Origin of the sequence: Stenotrophomonas sp. TWI587, from assembly GCF_039674145.1 — a bacterium.
GTDB classification, from domain to species: domain Bacteria; phylum Pseudomonadota; class Gammaproteobacteria; order Xanthomonadales; family Xanthomonadaceae; genus Stenotrophomonas; species Stenotrophomonas maltophilia_AY.
Genome location: NZ_JBDJMW010000008.1, coordinates 179,839 through 196,982, shown reverse-complemented (window position 1 = coordinate 196,982; position 17,144 = coordinate 179,839). Strand labels below are relative to the sequence as shown.

14 protein-coding genes are annotated in these 17,144 nt (G+C 67.4%); 4 read left to right on the top strand and 10 right to left on the bottom strand.

From position 1 onward, the window contains the following. Positions 1 to 56: 56 nt before the first annotated feature. The 7 genes from ABE464_RS14620 to aspS all read right to left on the bottom strand — a co-directional run bounded on the left by ABE464_RS14620 (position 57) and on the right by aspS (position 7,310). Positions 57 to 1,907: a potassium transporter Kup gene (locus ABE464_RS14620; RefSeq protein ID WP_184997297.1), complete on the bottom strand. Its 1,851-nt coding sequence runs from the start codon at positions 1,905 to 1,907 to the stop codon at positions 57 to 59. Positions 1,908 to 2,035: 128 nt separating this feature from the next. Continuing rightward, a complete protein-coding gene (gene ruvA, locus ABE464_RS14615) occupies positions 2,036 to 2,626 on the bottom strand; it encodes a Holliday junction branch migration protein RuvA (protein ID WP_346472554.1) in 591 nt (196 codons plus the stop codon). Between the two features lie 10 nt (positions 2,627 to 2,636). Then, on the bottom strand, positions 2,637 to 3,158 hold the full coding sequence (gene ruvC, locus ABE464_RS14610; protein WP_346472553.1) for a crossover junction endodeoxyribonuclease RuvC: 522 nt from the start codon (positions 3,156 to 3,158) through the stop codon (positions 2,637 to 2,639). Positions 3,159 to 3,287: 129 nt separating this feature from the next. Next, positions 3,288 to 4,019 carry a YebC/PmpR family DNA-binding transcriptional regulator gene (locus ABE464_RS14605; protein WP_346472552.1) on the bottom strand — a complete coding sequence of 244 codons (732 nt, stop codon included), beginning with the start codon at positions 4,017 to 4,019 and terminating at the stop codon, positions 3,288 to 3,290. An 83-nt stretch (positions 4,020 to 4,102) separates the two neighbouring features. Continuing rightward, on the bottom strand, positions 4,103 to 4,735 hold the full coding sequence (locus ABE464_RS14600) for an alpha/beta fold hydrolase (protein ID WP_346472551.1): 633 nt from the start codon (positions 4,733 to 4,735) through the stop codon (positions 4,103 to 4,105). A gap of 111 nt (positions 4,736 to 4,846) precedes the next feature. Continuing rightward, positions 4,847 to 5,380: a GNAT family N-acetyltransferase gene (locus ABE464_RS14595; protein WP_346472550.1), complete on the bottom strand. Its 534-nt coding sequence runs from the start codon at positions 5,378 to 5,380 to the stop codon at positions 4,847 to 4,849. 172 nt (positions 5,381 to 5,552) lie between these two features. Next, entirely contained in the window at positions 5,553 to 7,310 is a 1,758-nt protein-coding gene (aspS, locus tag ABE464_RS14590; RefSeq protein ID WP_346472549.1) for an aspartate--tRNA ligase, read from the bottom strand. Positions 7,311 to 7,481: 171 nt separating this feature from the next. Between aspS and ABE464_RS14585 the strand changes: the two genes are divergently transcribed. Continuing rightward, the gene (locus ABE464_RS14585) at positions 7,482 to 8,432 is read left to right on the top strand and encodes a DUF3011 domain-containing protein (RefSeq protein WP_346472548.1); all 951 of its coding nucleotides are present in this window, start codon (positions 7,482 to 7,484) and stop codon (positions 8,430 to 8,432) included. An 82-nt stretch (positions 8,433 to 8,514) separates the two neighbouring features. Here the strand turns inward: ABE464_RS14585 and ABE464_RS14580 are convergent, their stop codons facing one another. Next, entirely contained in the window at positions 8,515 to 9,150 is a 636-nt protein-coding gene (locus ABE464_RS14580) for a hypothetical protein (protein WP_346472547.1), read from the bottom strand. Positions 9,151 to 9,313: 163 nt separating this feature from the next. Here ABE464_RS14580 and ABE464_RS14575 point away from each other — a divergent pair, with 163 nt between their 5' ends. Together ABE464_RS14575 and ggpS are read left to right on the top strand one after the other, a co-directional pair. Then, the gene (locus ABE464_RS14575; RefSeq protein WP_346472546.1) at positions 9,314 to 10,582 is read left to right on the top strand and encodes an MFS transporter; all 1,269 of its coding nucleotides are present in this window, start codon (positions 9,314 to 9,316) and stop codon (positions 10,580 to 10,582) included. 62 nt (positions 10,583 to 10,644) lie between these two features. Further along, a complete protein-coding gene (ggpS, locus tag ABE464_RS14570) occupies positions 10,645 to 12,891 on the top strand; it encodes a glucosylglycerol-phosphate synthase (RefSeq protein ID WP_346472561.1) in 2,247 nt (748 codons plus the stop codon). A gap of 127 nt (positions 12,892 to 13,018) precedes the next feature. On the opposite strand, the gene blaL2 is transcribed toward ggpS, so the two are convergent. Beyond that, positions 13,019 to 13,921 (bottom strand): L2 family extended-spectrum class A beta-lactamase, encoded by a 903-nt coding sequence (gene blaL2 / locus ABE464_RS14565; protein ID WP_346472545.1) that lies wholly within the window; start codon positions 13,919 to 13,921, stop codon positions 13,019 to 13,021. A gap of 207 nt (positions 13,922 to 14,128) precedes the next feature. On the opposite strand from blaL2, the gene ABE464_RS14560 reads away from it, so the two are divergent. Next, positions 14,129 to 14,989 (top strand): LysR family transcriptional regulator, encoded by an 861-nt coding sequence (locus ABE464_RS14560; protein WP_346472544.1) that lies wholly within the window; start codon positions 14,129 to 14,131, stop codon positions 14,987 to 14,989. A 68-nt stretch (positions 14,990 to 15,057) separates the two neighbouring features. On the opposite strand, the gene ABE464_RS14555 is transcribed toward ABE464_RS14560, so the two are convergent. After that, positions 15,058 to 16,914, bottom strand: a complete 1,857-nt coding sequence (locus ABE464_RS14555; protein WP_346472543.1) for an ABC-F family ATP-binding cassette domain-containing protein — start codon at positions 16,912 to 16,914, stop codon at positions 15,058 to 15,060. Positions 16,915 to 17,144 lie beyond the last annotated feature (230 nt).

The following is a 17,144-nucleotide window of genomic DNA, read 5'->3' as shown; positions in this document are numbered from 1 at the left end:
GGCCGGCTCCGCGCGATGCAGATGTCACGAGGAGCCGGCCAGCGGCCGGCACTCCCTCAGATCTCGACCTGGGCGCCCAGCTCCACAAGCCGATTACCCGGAATCCGGAAGAACCCGGTCGCCGGCGCCGCGTTCCGGTGCATCAGCGCGAACAGTTTGTCGCGCCAGATCGGCATGCCGCGGTTGGCGGTGGCCACGATGGTCTCGCGGCTGGCGAAGAACGTGGTGTCCATCGGGTCGAAGTAGATCCCGCCGTGGTCGCACGAGCGCATCAGCGCCAGCGGCACGTCCGGCGTCTCCATGAAGCCGAACTTCACGTAGATCCGGTAGAACTCATCGCCCACCGATTCGATCTTCAGGCGCTGGCCCGAGGGCGCGTACGGCACCGGCAGGGTTACCACGTGCAGGAACACATTGCGCTCGTGCAGCACCTTGTTGTGCTTGAGGTTGTGCATCAGCGCATGCGGCGCCACCGAGGGGTCGGCGGTCAGGAACACGGCGGTGCCCGGCACCCGCACCGGCGGGGCCAGCATCAGGCCCGGCAGGAAGGTGTCGATCCGGATGCCGTCCTTGCGGATTTCATCGCGCAGCAGCTCGCGGCCACGGCGCCAGGTGCGCATCATGGTGAACAGCACGATGCCCAGCACCACCGGGAACCACGCGCCCTGCAGCAGCTTGGCGCCGTTGGCGATCACAAAGCCCAGATCGATCACGAAGAACACCGCGCACAGCGGGATGATCCAGTAGCGCGAGGTCGGCCACAGCGCGCGCGCCACCAGGGCCAGCAGCAGGGTATCGATCAGCATCGTCGCCGACACCGAGATGCCGTAGGCCACCGCCAGGTTGGAGGAGCTGCGGAAGGCCAGCACCAGCCCGATCACCATCACCGCGATGCCCCAGTTGATGCCCGGGATGTAGATCTGGCCGATGGTGTCGTGCGAGGTGTGGGTGATGCGCATGCGCGGGATGTAGCCCAGCTGCATGGCCTGGCGCGACACCGAGAACGCACCGGTGATGACCGACTGCGAGGCGATCACCGCGGCCATGGTGGCCAGGATGATCATCGGGTACAGCGCCCAGTCCGGCACCGCTTCGAAGAACGGGTTCTTGACCGCCTCGGGGTTGTTGAGCACCAGCGCGCCCTGCCCCAGGTAGTTCAGCACCAGGCACGGCAGCACGAAGAAGTACCAGGCGTGGCGGATCGGTTTGGCACCAAAGTGGCCCATGTCCGCGTACAGCGCCTCGCCGCCGGTCACGGCCAGCACCACCGCGCCGAGGATGAAGATGCCGTGCCAGCCATGCTCCATGAAGAAGCGCAGCGCCCACATCGGGTTGAACGCCTTGAGCACCTCGGGCGCATCGACGATGTTGTAGATGCCGATCGCGGCCAGCGAGATGAACCAGATGGAGGTGATCGGGCCGAACAGCTTGCCGATCTTCTCGGTGCCGAAGCGCTGCACGGCGAACACCGCCAGCAGCACCACCACCGTGATCGGCACGATGAAGGCATGCAGGCCCGGGGCCGCGACCTCCAGGCCTTCCACCGCGCCCAGCACCGAGATGGCCGGGGTGATCACGCCATCACCGAAGAACAACGAGGCACCGAAGATGCCCAGGATGCCCACCACGTAGGCCGAGCGCGAGCCGTTGCGCAGCGTGCGCTGGGTCAGCGCCATCAACGCCATGATGCCGCCCTCGCCCTCATTGTCGGCGCGCATGATGATGGTGACGTACTTGAGGGTGACCACGATGTTCAACGCCCAGAACGCCAGCGACAGCACGCCCAGCACGGTGTCATGGTCGCTGTTGAGCCCGTAGTGCGGTGAGAACGCTTCTTTCAGCGTGTACAGCGGGCTGGTACCGATGTCGCCGAACACCACGCCGATGGCGCCGATCATCAGCGCCATGCCGCCGGCCGCTGGCGCGTGCCCGTGCGGGGACTGGCCGTCGCTGTGCTGGGAGGAAGTGGTGGACATGGGGCTCCGGGCGGACGCGGTCGGTAGTGTCGGTAACTAGGGAAGGACAGGCGCGCGGCTCAGCGCAGCGCGGCCTGCAGGGCCTTGCGGATGACCGTGGCGACATCGTCGCCCTCGGCATTGGCATCGCGTGCCATGCGCGCGGCCTCGGTTGGCTTGTAGCCCAGCTGCTGCAGGGCCACGGTCGCCTCGGAGACCGGATCGGTGGCCGGTGCGGCACCGGCGATCGGCGCGCCGCCCCCACCAAAGTTGGCCGCGCGATCGCGCAGCTCCAGCACCATGCGCTCGGCGGTCTTCTTGCCGATCCCGGGGATGCGGGTCAGCGCGGTGATGTCACCGGCCTGCAGCATGCGGGCGAACTCGTCCACACTCACCCCGGACAGCACGGCCAGTGCGATCTTGGCGCCGATCCCGGTGACCTTCTGCACATCGCGGAACAGGCGGCGCTCACCCTCGCGCAGGAAGCCGTACAGCGAGACGCTGTCTTCCTTCTGCGCGTAATGGGTGAACAGCGTGACCTCACGCCCCAGCTCGGGCAGATCGTAGAAGGTGCTCATCGGCGCCTCCAGCTCGTAACCGACGCCATTGACGTCGACCATGAGCCACGGCGGCGCCTTGTAGGCCACGATCCCGCGCAGACGACCAATCATGCAGTGTTCCTCATTTCCGGCTCCAGGCCTGGCGTGCATTGACGCCCAGGCGCAGCGCCGTTGCCCGGACATGGGCGTGGGTGATCGCCACGGCCAACGCATCGGCAGCGTCGGCCTGCAGCTTGGTTTTCAAGTTGAGCATGAGCCCGACCATGTGTTGGACCTGTTGTTTTTCCGCACCGCCGCGGCCGACCACGGCCAGCTTGATCTCGGTGGCGGCATATTCGCTGACCGGCAGGTCGCGCATCACCACGGCCGAGATCGCCGCACCGCGCGCCTGGCCCAGCTTCAGGGCCGAATCCGGGTTGCGCGCCATGAACACCTTTTCGATGGCCACTTCGTCGGGGCGGTATTCCTCGACCAGCGCGGTCAGGCCCACCACCAGCAGCTTCATCCGCTGCGGGAAGTCGTCCGCGCCCAGCAGGACCAGCGGCAGGTGATGCACGTGCACCACCTTGCCGGTGGCGTCCACATCAATGATGCCCACCCCGGTGCGCTGTGAGCCGGGGTCGATGCCGAGAATGCGGGTCATGCGGCACGCACACGGCCGCCCGCGGCCCGGGAGGGACACATGCGGCGGGGATAACAGGGAACGGCTGGAGTCATCATGGTCCGCATTGTCCGCTCACCGGTCGCGCAAAGCGACCGGTGAAGCGCCCGCTCAGGCGTAGGCGTCCGCGCCGAGATCGGCGTTGGAGAACACGTCCTGCACGTCGTCCAGGTCTTCGAGCATGTCCAGCAGCTTCTTGACCTGCAAGGCGGTGTCGCCTTCGACCTTGATGTCGTTGTCGGCGCGGTAGGTGATTTCGGCGTGGTCCGGGGTGAACCCGGCAGCCTCCATCGCATCCTTGACGGCGTGGTAGCCGTCGGCCGCGGTGACGACATCGATCGCCCCGTCTTCCGGGTAGACCACGATATCGTCCGCGCCGGCGTCGATCGCGGCTTCAGTGACGGCCTCTTCGTCCGCACCGGCGGCGAAGTGCAGCACGCCCAGGCGCTTGAACATGAACGACACCGAGCCTTCGGTGCCCATGTTGCCGCCGCACTTGCTGAACGCATGGCGGACATCGGCCACGGTGCGCACGCGATTGTCGGTCAGGCAGTCCACGATCACCGCCACGCCACCGGGGGCATAGCCCTCGTAGCGGATCTCTTCGTACTCGACGCCCTCCAGCTCACCGGTCGCCTTCTTGATGGCGCGCTCGATCACGTCCTTGGACATGTTTGAGGCCAAGCCCTTGTCCATGGCCACCCGCAGGCGCGGGTTGTTGTTGGGGTCGCCTCCACCGCCGCGCGCGGCAACGCCGATCTCGCGGATGATCTTGGTGAAAATCTTGCCGCGCTTCGCGTCAGACGCGTTTTTGCGGTTCTCGATGGAGGGGCCTCTACCCATGGGGTGACTCTCGTGCTTCTGTCAGGAACAGGGCGCGAATTCTACCTGATCCATCGGCCCGCCCGTGTCAGTACCCAACCTGCTCAGGCAGCGTGGGCCGCGTCGTCGCGCCGGAACCGGCCATCGCGGAGGAACGCAGCGGTCTGGCGCGCCGCATCGGGCGAAAACACCAGCCCGCTGTGGCTGGCCGGGATCACGCAGTGGTCGGCCAGGCCCGGCAACTGGGTCTCATCCAGTGCCACGGTGCCATCGGAGGCATCGCCGCAGGCACCCAGCAGACTGCCCAACCCATGCGGGACCGAGCCGGCGATCAGGCCGACCTGCGCCCTGCCCTCCCAGGCCGGCAGGCCATCGAGCAACAGCTCCGAGCTGCGCCCCAGCGCCAGCGACCAGCCGTGATCGCTCAGGGAACGGGCGGTCACGCTGCCGCGCAGCGGCGAACCCAGGCAGACCACCCGCGATACCGGCAGCTCCGGCGCACGCCGCAAGGCCTCCAGCGCCACCAACCCGCCCAGGCTGTGCCCGACCAGCGAGACCGGGCCACTGCCCTTGAGCCGCTCGAGCAACTGCGGCACCGCCACCTCCGGCCCCCCGAACACGCTGGCGTAGCCAAAGGTATCCACCGAAAACCCACGCGCGCGCAGGCGCCAGGCCAGGGGGCCGACCCAGGCGCGTGCGTTCCAGATGCCATGCAGCAGTAAAACAGGGGGAGTCATGGTGTCAGCCTAGCCCGTTGGGCTGGGCGCCTGCAGAAGGAAACAGCGTCATTAGACGAATGGACCGGACAACGGCAGGTGAAGCCATGATGGCCCTGCAGGGAGCGGCACTCAGGCGGCGGTGGGCGGGCGGCGCAGGATGAACTCCAGGTCGCGCACGTTGCCGACCGGGAACTCGTAGGTGCCGACCTTGCTGAAGCCATAGCGGGCATAGAAACGCTGCGCGCCGAAGTTCTCCGACCAGACACCGAGCCACAGCGTGCGCGGCCCCTCCCGCTCCAGCCAGGCAAGCGCCGTTTCGAACAGACGGCTGCCCCAGCCACAGCTCTGCTGGTCCTTGATCAGGTACAGGCGCTTGAGCTCGCCATCGCCGGGCTGCACCTCAACATGCGGCAGCCCACAGGGGCCGGCGGCAGCATGGCCCACGGCAACACCGTCCAGCTCCAGCAGCCAGACCGCGTAATCGGGGTGTTCAAGAATGATGCGCTGGCGCTCCGCCGGGTACGCCTCATCAAGGAAAGCCTGCAGGTCTTCCGGCGGATACAGGTGGCCGAAGGTTTCCACGAAGGTACGGGCGGCCAGCACCGACAGGGTCTGGGCATCGTCCGGGGTGGCACGGCGGATGGTGTAGCGGCCTGGGGTCACGGCGGGAGCATCGGCATCGGCGAGAAGCGCCAATTTACCTGAACGCGGCGACGATGGCGCCTCCATGACTATCGACGTTTTCGATCACCACGGGCGCCATCATCGGGCGAGCACCGACTCCTGTCGGCGCCGCCCCCCCATCCACACCGACCGATGGCCGGCGTTTCCCGGCTTATTCCTTGACGGCGCGCGGGCGTACCTGGACGTGCACTTCCGCCAGCTGCTCGTCCGGGATCGGCGACGGGGCGCCGGTCATCAGGCACTGCGCGCCGGTGGTCTTCGGGAACGGGATGACATCGCGGATCGACTCGGTACCGGCCATCAGCGCGGCGATACGGTCGATGCCGAAGGCGATGCCACCGTGCGGCGGCGCGCCGAAACGCAGCGCATCGAGCAGGAAGCCGAACTTGCCCTCGGCCTCTTCGGCACCGATGCCCAGCAGGTCGAACACCGCACTCTGCATGTCCGAGCGGTGGATACGGATCGAGCCGCCACCGATCTCGTTGCCGTTGAGCACCATGTCATAGCCGCGCGACACCGCCGTCTTTGCATTGGCGCGCAGGTCGGCGATGTCGTCCACCGCCGGGGCGGTGAAGGGGTGATGCAGGGCGACGTAGCGCTGGGCTTCGTCGTCGTACTCGAACATCGGGAAATCGGTGACCCACAGCGGGGCCCAGCCGTCGGCGACCAGGTTGAAGTCCTTGCCGGCCTTCAGGCGCAGGGCGCCCATGAAGTCGGAGACCTTGTTGTAGCCACCGGCGCCGAAGAACACGATGTCCCCGTTACCGGCGCCGACGTGGGCGACCAGCGCGGCGAAGGCTTCTTCGCTGAAGAACTTGGCGATCGGCGAGCTGACTTCGCCGCTCTCGCTGATCTTGATGTAGGCCAGGCCCTTGGCACCGTACTTGGCGGCATGCGCGGCGTACTCGTCGATCTGCTTGCGCGACAGGCTGGCACCGCCCGGGATGCGCAGCGCAGCCACGCGGCCATCGACATCGTTGGCGGCCGCGGTGAACACCGGGAACTCGCTGGTCCTGACCAGTTCGGCCACGTCCACCAGCTCCAGCGCGATGCGCAGGTCCGGCTTGTCCGAGCCATAGCGACGCATCGCCTCGGCCCAGGTCATGCGCGGGAAGCTGGCGGCCAGCTCCACGTCGACCACTTCGGCGAAGATGGCGCGGATCATGGTTTCCACGAAGTCCTGCACATCGCGCTCGCGCACGAAGGCGAATTCCATGTCCAGCTGGGTGAATTCCAGCTGGCGGTCGGCACGCAGGGCCTCGTCGCGGAAGCAGCGCGCGATCTGGTAGTAGCGGTCGAAGCCGGCCACCATCAGGATCTGCTTGAACAGCTGCGGGCTCTGCGGCAGGGCGTAGAACTCGCCCGGGTGCATGCGCGCCGCCACCAGGAAGTCGCGGGCGCCTTCCGGGGTGGCCTTGGTCAGGATCGGGGTTTCGATGTCCTGGAAACCGGTGGCGTCCAGGTGACGGCGCAGGGCCTGCACCAGCTTGATGCGGGTGCGCTGCATGCGCTGCATTTCCGGGCGGCGCAGGTCCAGGTAACGGTACTTCAGGCGGGTTTCCTCGCCCGGGTTCTCGTGCGCGTGGAACGGCAGCGGCTCGGCCTTGTTGAGGATGGTGATCGACGTGGCGATCACTTCCACGCTGCCGGTGCGGAGTTTGTCGTTGGCCGCATGCCGCGCGCGCACCACGCCCTCCACCTGCAGCACGTCCTCGTAGCCCAGGCTGGCGGCCACCGCGAACACGGCCGCGTTGTCGACTTCCACCGTCACCTGCACGATGCCTTCATGATCGCGCAGATCGATGAAAACCACGCCACCCTGGTTGCGGGCAACGTCGGTCCAGCCGGCGAGGGTTACGGTTTGGCCAATCAGGGTCTCGTCGACCAGGCCACAGAAGTGGGTACGCATGGGGGTAAAGCTCCGCAGGAGAGTGCCGACGCCAAGCTGCGCCGGAAAGCCCGTTATTCTGCGGCCGCCAGCCCGGCGGGGCAAATCCGGGCGCCGCGGCCGGGCATCACGCGCTCTGAACCGGGGGCATTCCTATAGTCCGCGCACCAACGACCGCACGGGGATGTCGCCATGCAACGCCGTCTGAGCACCGTCTGCCTCACCCTTGCCCTGGCCTGTACGGCCCCGGCCCTGCACGCCCAGATGAGTACCCGGGCCTATGCCCCGGAAAATCTGTCGCAGCTGTCCTCCTCCGACCGCAGCCGGGTCATCACCCAGGAATACGCCGACCAGTCCAATGGCCGCCGGATCCCGGATGACCAGCTGCGCTTCTATCTGGCCCAGGTCAACTCGGGCTGGAGCTTCTCCCGCATCAAGCAGGACATCGCTACCTCGCTGCGCGGCAACGGCGGCGGCAACTGGAATGGCGGCGGCAACGGCCCGGGCAACAACGGCACGGTCCGCTGTGAAAGCCAGGACAACCGCGAGCGGGTCTGCAACACCGGCTGGCGCAGCGCGCAGCTGTCGCGCCAGATTTCCGGAACCACCTGTACCGAGGGCCGCAACTGGGGCTCGCGCAACGGTACCGTCTGGGTCAGCGGCGGCTGCCGTGCCGAATTCGTCGAGGGGCGCGGCAATGGCGGCAACTGGGGCGGCGGTGGCGGCACCGGGGCCACCATCCGCTGCGAGAGCCAGGACAACCGCGAGCGCACCTGCAACACCGGCTGGCGCAATGCCACCCTGGTCCGCCAGATTTCGGGCTCGGCCTGCGTGGAAGGCCAGACCTGGGGCGTGCGTAATGGCGCGGTCTGGGTCAACCGTGGCTGCCGTGGCGAATTCGCCGAAGCGCGTGGCAACAGCGGCGGCAACTGGGGCGGGCCCGGCGGCAACAGCAACTACAGCGTGACCTGCAGCAGCAACGACAAGCGCCAGCAGACCTGCGCCTGGGACGACCGCCAGGGTCGCCCTGCACTGGTACAGCAGCTGTCGGGAACGGCCTGCGTGGAAGGCCGCAGCTGGGGCTACAGCAACGGCAGCCTGTGGGTCAGCGGCGGTTGCCGTGCCCGGTTCGGGGCGCGCTGAGCGCCCCTTTCCGGATAGGTGCCGACCGTTGGTCGGCACGCTCGCGGTGACGCCGGCCCGCGGCCGGCATTACCGCGCGGCGTTACGGCGCAGGTGTTTCACTGCCCCACGGTGCCGGCGGCAATGCCACCGGCTTGCTCAGGTCGAACACCACCTGGAAGTGGCGCCCGCCCGGGCGGGTCAACTCATAGACGAAGCGCTGGTCCGGCTCCACTTCCATCGCCCAAGTGTTCTGCACTGACGCGAGCATGTCGGCCTTGCGGAACATCGCGACCGAGTCCGAATCCACCGGGAACGACTGGCGCTGCGCGGTACCCGGCGGCTTGCTGTCGCCACCGTAGAGGGTGACCGCATCCGGACTGCCGTCTTCGTGGCGGTGATCATGCTTCAGGCGCAGACCGTTCTCGGTGCGGGTCAGCACCCAGGTGCGCGAGTGGTCGTCACCGACATGGAACGGGATGCGCAGTTCATGCGCCGGATCCTCGCAGCCGCGCACGTGCATAACCAGCCGCTTGCCCTCGAAAGGATCAGGCGCCTCGGTACGGGGCTCATTCACCGCGATGCGGCCTTCAAAGGCCTTGCCACAATGCGCGGCGACGGCCGACATGAAGGCATCGGACGGCGCCATCGATACTTCATGGCCAACCGTGTCGTTCGAGCCGCTGCAGGCGGTGACCGCCAATGCAGCGGCCAACGGAAGAAGTTTGACTACGTTCATGCCCCCCACCCTAACGGGCACGACCGGACAGCGCAAACCGCGTGCCGGATGCGACGGACACGCTCATGGGCGCGTCGCTTCCGCTGCAACCGGGGCTTCATTCCCCCTGTGTTATGGTCGATCACGTGATTTGTTCGCCTTCTTCCCCACGAAGGGCGCACGCATGTTGCGGTTGACCGCCCTCCTCGCGGGGGTGGCACTGCTGCTGACAGGCAGCGGCCTGCTCGGCACATTGCTGGCGGTGCGTGGTGGTGAAGCCGGCTTTGGTGCCGGTACGTTGGGGTTGGTGATGTCCGGCTATTTCGCCGGGTTTTTCATCGGCACCTTCTTCGCCCCCTCGCTCATCGGCCGGATCGGCCATATCCGTGCGTTCGCCTTCTTTGCCGCCCTCGCCGCCATTGCGGTGCTGGTCCACCCGCTGTGGATCAATCCCGTGGGCTGGGGCGTGCTGCGCATCCTGACCGGCATCGCGCTGGTGGGCCTGTACACCGTGATCGAGAGCTGGCTCAACGCCGAGCCCGATCCGCGCCTGCGCAGCCGCGCCTTCTCGCTGTACATGGTGGTCAATCTCTCGGCGCTGGCACTGGGCCAGGTGCTGCTGATGCTCGGCGATGCCGGCGCGACCTCGATGTTCATGCTCACCGCCATCCTGGTATGCGCGGCGGTGTTGCCGGTCACCGCAACGCGCCTGCGCCCGCCGGAGATTCCCTCGGTACCGCGCCTGAAACTGGCGCGCCTGTACGCCATGGCACCCGTGGCGACCGTGGCCGCCGGCCTGTCCGGCCTGGCGATGGGGGCGTTCTGGGGCCTGCTGCCGGTGTACGCCGGTGAGATCGGCCTGGACGGCAACGGCGTGGCCTTGTTCATGCTCACCGCCATCGCCGGCGGTGCTTTGCTGCAGTGGCCGCTGGGCCATATCAGCGATGGGCATGACCGGCGCACCGGGCTGGTCGCCTTGAGCCTGGCGGCCGCCGGTATCGCCGTGGTGGCGTCGCTGCCGATGATCCAGATACAGACCCATCTGGTGTTCGGCCTGTTTTTCTTCTACGGCGGGCTGGCCTTCGCGCTGTATCCGTTTGCGGTCGCGCACATGCTTGACTACCTGCCGCGCGAAGATCTTCTGTCGGGCTGCTCCAGCCTGCTGCTGGTGCATGGCGTGGGCGCCGCGCTTGGCCCTGCGTTGGCGGGTGCGGCCATGCAGCGCTTCGGCGCGCCGGCACTGCCGCTGTATTTCGCGGTGGTGTTGATGCTGCTGGCGCTGTTCACCACCGCGCGCCTGCTCAGCTTCCAGCGCCTGCGTACCCATCCGGTCGGCTTCCGACTGATGCTGCGCACCACGCCCTCGGCGCTGGAACTGATTCCCGAGACCGACACCGCGCCGCCGGATCCCGATACCCCCCTCCCCTCTGACTCCGATAAGGAAGTGCATTGACTGTTTCGACACCGACCTCCCTCACTCCAACCCGTACACCGCCGGCCCCGCCGGCACCGCAACTGATTCTTGCCACCGATCTGGATGGCACCTTCCTCGCCGGCGATGCCGCCGCGCGCCATCGGCTCTACCGGCTGGTCGACCAGCACCCCGGCATCCGCCTGATCTTCATCACCGGCCGCGGCCTGGAAGCGGTGATGCCCCTGCTCTCCGATCCTGCCATTCCGCGCCCGGACTACGTGGTCTGCGATGTCGGCGCCACCGTCGTCGATGGCCACACCCTGCAGCCGCTGCAACCCCTGCAATCGATGATCGACGCACACTGGCCGGGCGAGCAGGTGGTCGCCGCCGCGATGCGCCCGTTCACCGCGCTGCAGCGCCAGGACGTGCCGCAGGAACGCCGCTGCTCGTATTTCTGCGATCCCCAGACGCTGGCGCCGCTGCGCTCACAGATCCAGGCGGCCGCACAGGCGCTGGGCTGCGATGTGCTGTATTCGGCCGACCGCTATCTGGACATCCTGCCGCCCGATACCGACAAGGGGCGCACCCTGGCCGCGCTTGCGCGCCTGCTGGAACTGCCGCGCGACCGCATTCTGGTGGCCGGTGACACACTCAACGACCTGTCGATGTACACCTCCGGTTTCCGCGGCGTGTGCGTGGGCGATTCCGAGCCGGCGCTGACCGCTGCGACGGCAGATCTGAAGCACGCCTTCCATGCGCAGGCCCCGGGCTGCGGCGGCATTCTCGAAGCGATCGAGCATTTCGGTCTGCTCGCCGACGACGATCCCTTCCTGCGCCCACCAGCGCAGGCGCGCGCGGACGGTGCCGATCTGGTGATGGTCTACCACCGGCTGCCCTTCGATGAAGTGATGGAAGACGGCGTACTGGTGCAGCGCCCGCCGCGCTCACCGAACGGCATCATTCCCTCGCTGTTGAGCTTCTTCGAAGGCGGCCAGAAAGGCTCCTGGGTCGCCTGGGGCATCGATGATCCCAAGCGCGGCCCGTTCCAGACGCATCTGGCGGTGGATGCCGAGCGCTATCCCACCCTGACCGCCGCGCGCGTACCGCTGAGCAAGCAGGAAGTGGACATCTTCTACAAACGTTTCTCCAAGGAAGCGTTCTGGCCGATGCTGCATGTGTTCTGGGAACGCGCGAAATTCCGCGAGGAAGACTGGCAGGTATTCCTGAAGGTCAACCGCAAGTTCGCCGAGGCCACCGCCGCCGAAGCCGCGCATGGCGCGACCGTGTGGATCCACGACTACAACCTGTGGATGGTGCCGGCCACGCTGCGCGAGCTGCGCCCTGATCTCAAGATCGCCTTCTTCCACCACACCTACTTCCCGTCGGCCGATGTGTTCAACGTGGTGCCCTGGCGCCGCGAGATCATCGGCAGCCTGCTCAGCTGTGATTACATCGGCTTCCACATTCCACGCCAGGTGGAGAACTTCGTGGACGTGGTACGCGGCGCGATGCCGGCCGAGCGCCTGGCGTGGGAAAGCTGCGCCCCGCGCTTCCTCACCTACGGCTGCGCAGTGGGCCTGGATACGATGACCACGCGCCTGCGCGTGGGCGACCGCGAAGTCGCCCTTGGCGCGCATCCGGTCGGCACCGATCTGCGCCGCATCCACAACGTGCTCGCGCGCAGCGATGTGCGCAACGACATCTTCAAGCTGCGCCGCGAGATCGGCGCACGCAAGCTGGTGCTGTCGGTGGAGCGGCTGGATTACACCAAGGGCACGCTGGCCAAGCTGGAGGCGTTCGAGCGCCTGCTGGAACAGCATCCGGATCGCCAGGGCAAGGTCACCCTGCTGATGATCTGCGTGCCGGCCGCGCGCGAAATGACCATCTACCGCACGTTGCAGAACCAGATCGAGCAAGCGGTCGGGCGGATCAACGGGCGCTTCTCGCGATTGGACTGGACCCCGGTGCGCTTCTTCGCCCAGGCACTCCCGTTCGAAGAAGTGGTCGCGCACTACGCCGCCGCGCAGGTGATGTGGATCACCCCGCTGCGCGATGGCTTGAACCTGGTGTCCAAGGAGTTCGTGGCCACCCAGGGCATCGAGGGCAGCAACGGCGTGCTGGTGCTGAGTGAGTTTGCCGGTGCGGCCGCCGAGCTGAAGGGCGCGGTACTGACCAATCCGCATGACCCGGCCGACCTCACCGCCGGCCTGTTGCAGGCGTTGTCGATGCCCGACGAGGAAGCCACCGGGCGCATGCGCCAGCTGTTTGGCAGCGTGGAGTATTACGACGTGGATCGCTGGGGCCGGGACTTCCTGGACGCGGTGCGCACCAGCCACGCCGAAGGCTGACCGTGTACAGGTAGTGCCGGCCGCGGGCCGGCTGCGTGCGGGGCGGTTTTCCGGGGTGGCCGCCCCGCGCCCGGCACTACCATCGGCGCGCACCGACCAACGGTCGGTGCTTACCGCGCGGCATGGGTTATCCAGCGTTCTGCATGATGCCTTCGGCGATCACCGCCACCTGCCGCAGCACGTCGTTTCGGCCGGCATCATCCACCGTCGCGCCCTGCAGGTAGCTGGTCAGCACCCACGGTGCACCGCCGGCGAGCGGCCACAACAGAGCGATGTCATTGGTGGTGTCCTCGCCATTGCTGCCGGTCTTGTCACCCACCCGCCACGCCTTGGTCAACCCGGCGCGCAGCCGTGTATCGCCGGTTTCGTTGTCGATCAGCCAGTCGGCCAACTGCTGTTTCGAGGCGGGCTTGAGGACGTCTCCGAGCACGAAGCGCTGCAGGCTGGCCGCCATCGCGGCCGGGCTGGTGGTGTCGCGCGGGTCGCCCGGGGCGAAGCGGTTCATCTCCGGCTCGAGGCGATCGTTACGGGTCACCGCATCGCCGTTGGCACGCAGGAACGCGGTCACGCCGGCCGGCCCGCCGACCACGCCCAGCAGCAGGTTCGCGGCGGGATTGTCGCTGGTGATCATGGTCGCCCGGCACAGGTCGCGCACGGTGACGTCCTTGCCGATATGCCGTGTGGTCACCGGCGCATGCGAGAGCATGTCCTGCTGGCGCACGGCCACGCGCTGATCCAGCGAGAGCCTGCCCTGATCAGCCAGATGCAGCACGGCGGCGGACAGCACGAACTTGAAGGTGCTGCACATCGGGAAGCGTTCGTCCTGCCGGTTGCCGGTGCGCCAGCCGGTGCCGGTGTTGAGCAGGGTCACGCCCAGGCGACCGCCGCTTGCTACTTCCAGCGCCGCGAAGTCCTTCGCCGCGACGGCGGGTTTCGGTGCGGGCAGCGGGGTCTTGGCGAAGGCGGTGGCGGCCAACGCAGAGGCGGCGGCCGCGCCGGTCCATTGCAGGAACTGACGTCGAGCGATCATGCAGATTCTCCTTGGCGAAGGCCCGAGTATTGGCACGCGGCCGTGCTTCCACCAGCGACGTTTTTCAGCATGAGCCATTACTTCATCTAATACCCAAGGCTGCCACCGTTCGCAGCACTCCTGATGGCACTGCCGCGCCCGGCCTCCATTGCTCCACCTCTGCCCGGGCAATGCGAAGATGCATCATCCCTGCTCACGGCTCGCCGCATGCTCCGCCCCCAGTTGCCGCTCAATGCCCTGCGCGCCTTCGAGGCCGCCGCCCGGCACCAGAACTTCACCCGCGCCGCCTTGGAGCTGTGCGTCAGCCAGGCCGCGCTGAGCCATCAGATCCGGGCACTGGAGGATCGGCTCGGGGTGTCGCTGTTCACCCGATTGCCGCGCGGGGTCGCCCTGACCGATGAAGGCGCCCGTCTATATCCGGTGCTCAACGAGGCCTTCGACCGCATCGCGGTGAGCCTGGACCGGTTCGTCGGCGGGCATTTCCGCGAGGTGTTGAGCGTGGGCGTGGTCGGCACCTTCGCCACCGGTTGGCTGCTGCCACGCCTGGGCGACTTCAACGCGCGCCATCCGGATATCGAGCTGCGCCTGCAGACCCACAACAACCGCATCGATCTGGCCGGTGAAGGGTTGGACCTGGCGATCCGGTTCGGCGATGGCGACTGGCAGGGGCAGATCAGCGACGCCGTGCTGGATGCCCCGTTCGCGCCCCTGTGCGCGCCGGCGCTGGCCCGCACGCTGCGTCAGCCGCGCGATCTGGCCAACGTGGCGTTGTTGCGCTCGTACCGCAGCGACGAATGGCCACGCTGGCTGCAGGCCGCTGGCGTGCCGGAACTGGACGCGCGCGGGCCGGTGTTCGATTCGTCACTGACGCTGGCCAGTGCCGCCGCTGCCGGTGCGGGCGTGGCGCTGCTGCCGTTGAAGATGTTCGAGCAGGATCTGGCCCAAGGCCGGTTGATCCAGCCTTTTGCGCAGACGTTGGACCTGGGCAGGTATTGGCTGACGCGGCTGCGCTCGCGCCCCGAGAGCGATGCGGCGCGGCGGTTCCGGGAATGGTTGGAAGCGCGGTAAACCCACGCATGGCGTGGATCTACGCGGGCGGATGCGGACGTACGAACGTGCCGCATCCCCCACTGCGATCAGGCGTCTAGCAGCTCCATCCACGTCTGCTCGGCCTTGCTGAGCAGGGTGGCGGTCGCTTCGCGGTCACGGCCGAGCACGGCCATGCGGGTCGCATCGGCATAGTTCTTCGGATCGGCCAACTGGCGGTCCAGATCGGCCAGCAGCGCTTCCAGTTCGCCCACCTTGGCTTCGGCGGCGGCCAGCTTGTGCGGGTTGGCCGGCTTGCGCGCGGGCAGCGGCGGGGTCGGCGGCACCGGCTCCGGGGCGGCCGCGGCCATCTTCTGCTTGGTGCCCTGCGCGGCCGGTCGCGAACGCAGCCACGCCGCGTAGGCATCCAGATCGCCGTCGAACGGCTCGACCACGCCATCGGCCACACGCCAGAACGTGTCGCAGACCAGACCGATCAGATGGCGGTCATGCGACACCATCACGATCGCGCCTTCGAAGTCGGCCAGTGCTTCGGCCAGCGCTTCGCGCATTTCCAGATCCAAGTGGTTGGTCGGTTCGTCGAGCAGCAGCACGTTCGGCTGCTGGTAGGCGATCAGCGCCAGGGCCAAGCGCGCGCGCTCGCCACCGGAGAAGCCATCCACCGGTTCGAAGGCACGGTCGCCGGCGAAGTTCCACTTGCCGAGGAAATCGCGGAAAGACTGGTTCGGTGCGTCCGGGGCCAGGTCGCGGAAGTGCTCCATCGGCGACTGGCCTTCATGCAGCGACTCCACCGTGTGCTGGGCGAAGTACCCGATGCGCAGGTCCGGGTGCGCGGCGCGCTCGCCGCTGATCGGGTCCAGCTCGCCCACCAGGGTCTTCACCAGGGTGGTCTTACCGGCCCCGTTCGGGCCGAGCAGGCCGATGCGCTGGCCGGCTTCCAGGCCGAAGCCCACGTTGTGCAGGATCACCGAATCGGCACCGTAACCGGCCTCGACCTGGTTCAGGCGGATCAGCGAGAACGGCAGTTTGGCCGGCGGCGCGAACTCGATGCGGAACTCGCGCTCGGCGCGCACCGCTTCGGTACCGGCCAGCTTGGCCAGGCGCTTCATGCGGCTCTGCGCCTGCGCAGCCTTGCTGGCCTGCGCCTTGAAGCGATCGATGAAGCTCTGCAGATGCGCACGCTCGGCCTGTTCCTTGTCGTGGGCGAGCTGCTGCTGGCGCAGCTGTTCGGCGCGCTGGCGCTCGAAATCGGTATAGCCGCCGACGTACAGCTTGGCGCCGCCCCCGTGCAGATGCAGGGTGTGGGTGGCCACGTTGTCCAGGAACTCGCGGTCATGCGAGATCAGCAGCAGAGTGCCCGGGTACTTGAGCAGCCACTGTTCCAGCCAGAACACGGCGTCCAGATCCAAGTGGTTGGTCGGTTCGTCGAGCAGCAGCAGGTCGCTGGGCATCATCAGCGCGCGGGCCAGGTTCAGGCGCACACGCCAGCCACCGGAGAACGAGGACACCGCGCGGGAGTGCGTCTCGGCCGGGAAGCCCAGACCATGCAGCAGCTTGCCGGCACGCGCCTCGGCGTCATAGGCACCGATCTCGGCCATGCGCTGATGCGCGGTGGCCACCGCTTCCCAGTCTTCACGCGCCGCGGCCTCGGCCTCTTCGCGCATCACGGCGGCCACCTCGGTGTCGCCCTCCAGCACGAACTGCAGCGCCGGGTCGGGCAGCGACGGGGTTTCCTGGGCCACGCTGGCGATGCGGATCTTGCCGGGCAGATCGACGTCGCCCTTGTCCGCCTCCAGCTCGCCCTTCACGGCAGCGAACAGGCTGGACTTGCCGGCGCCATTGCGGCCGACCACGCCGACGCGGTACCCCGCGTGCAGGGTCAGGTCGACGTTGGACAACAGCAGCCGCTCGCCACGGCGCAAGGCGAAGTTACGAAGGGAGATCATCTTGGGGGTCCATATAACGGAATGGAATGTGCTGGTGAGCACCTTTCCTGCGACGTAATTCTAGCGTTAACGAATACTTGACGGGCCCCGGGATGCGCGGCGGGACTCGTTCCTCTCTCCCACGACCCCGCCTGCGCTTCCCCGGGACCCTCCTGTCGGATCGATCGCCGCACGTAAATGGTTGCTGCTGCAACGTTTTTTACGAACGTGGCGAAAATTTGACAAGCGAT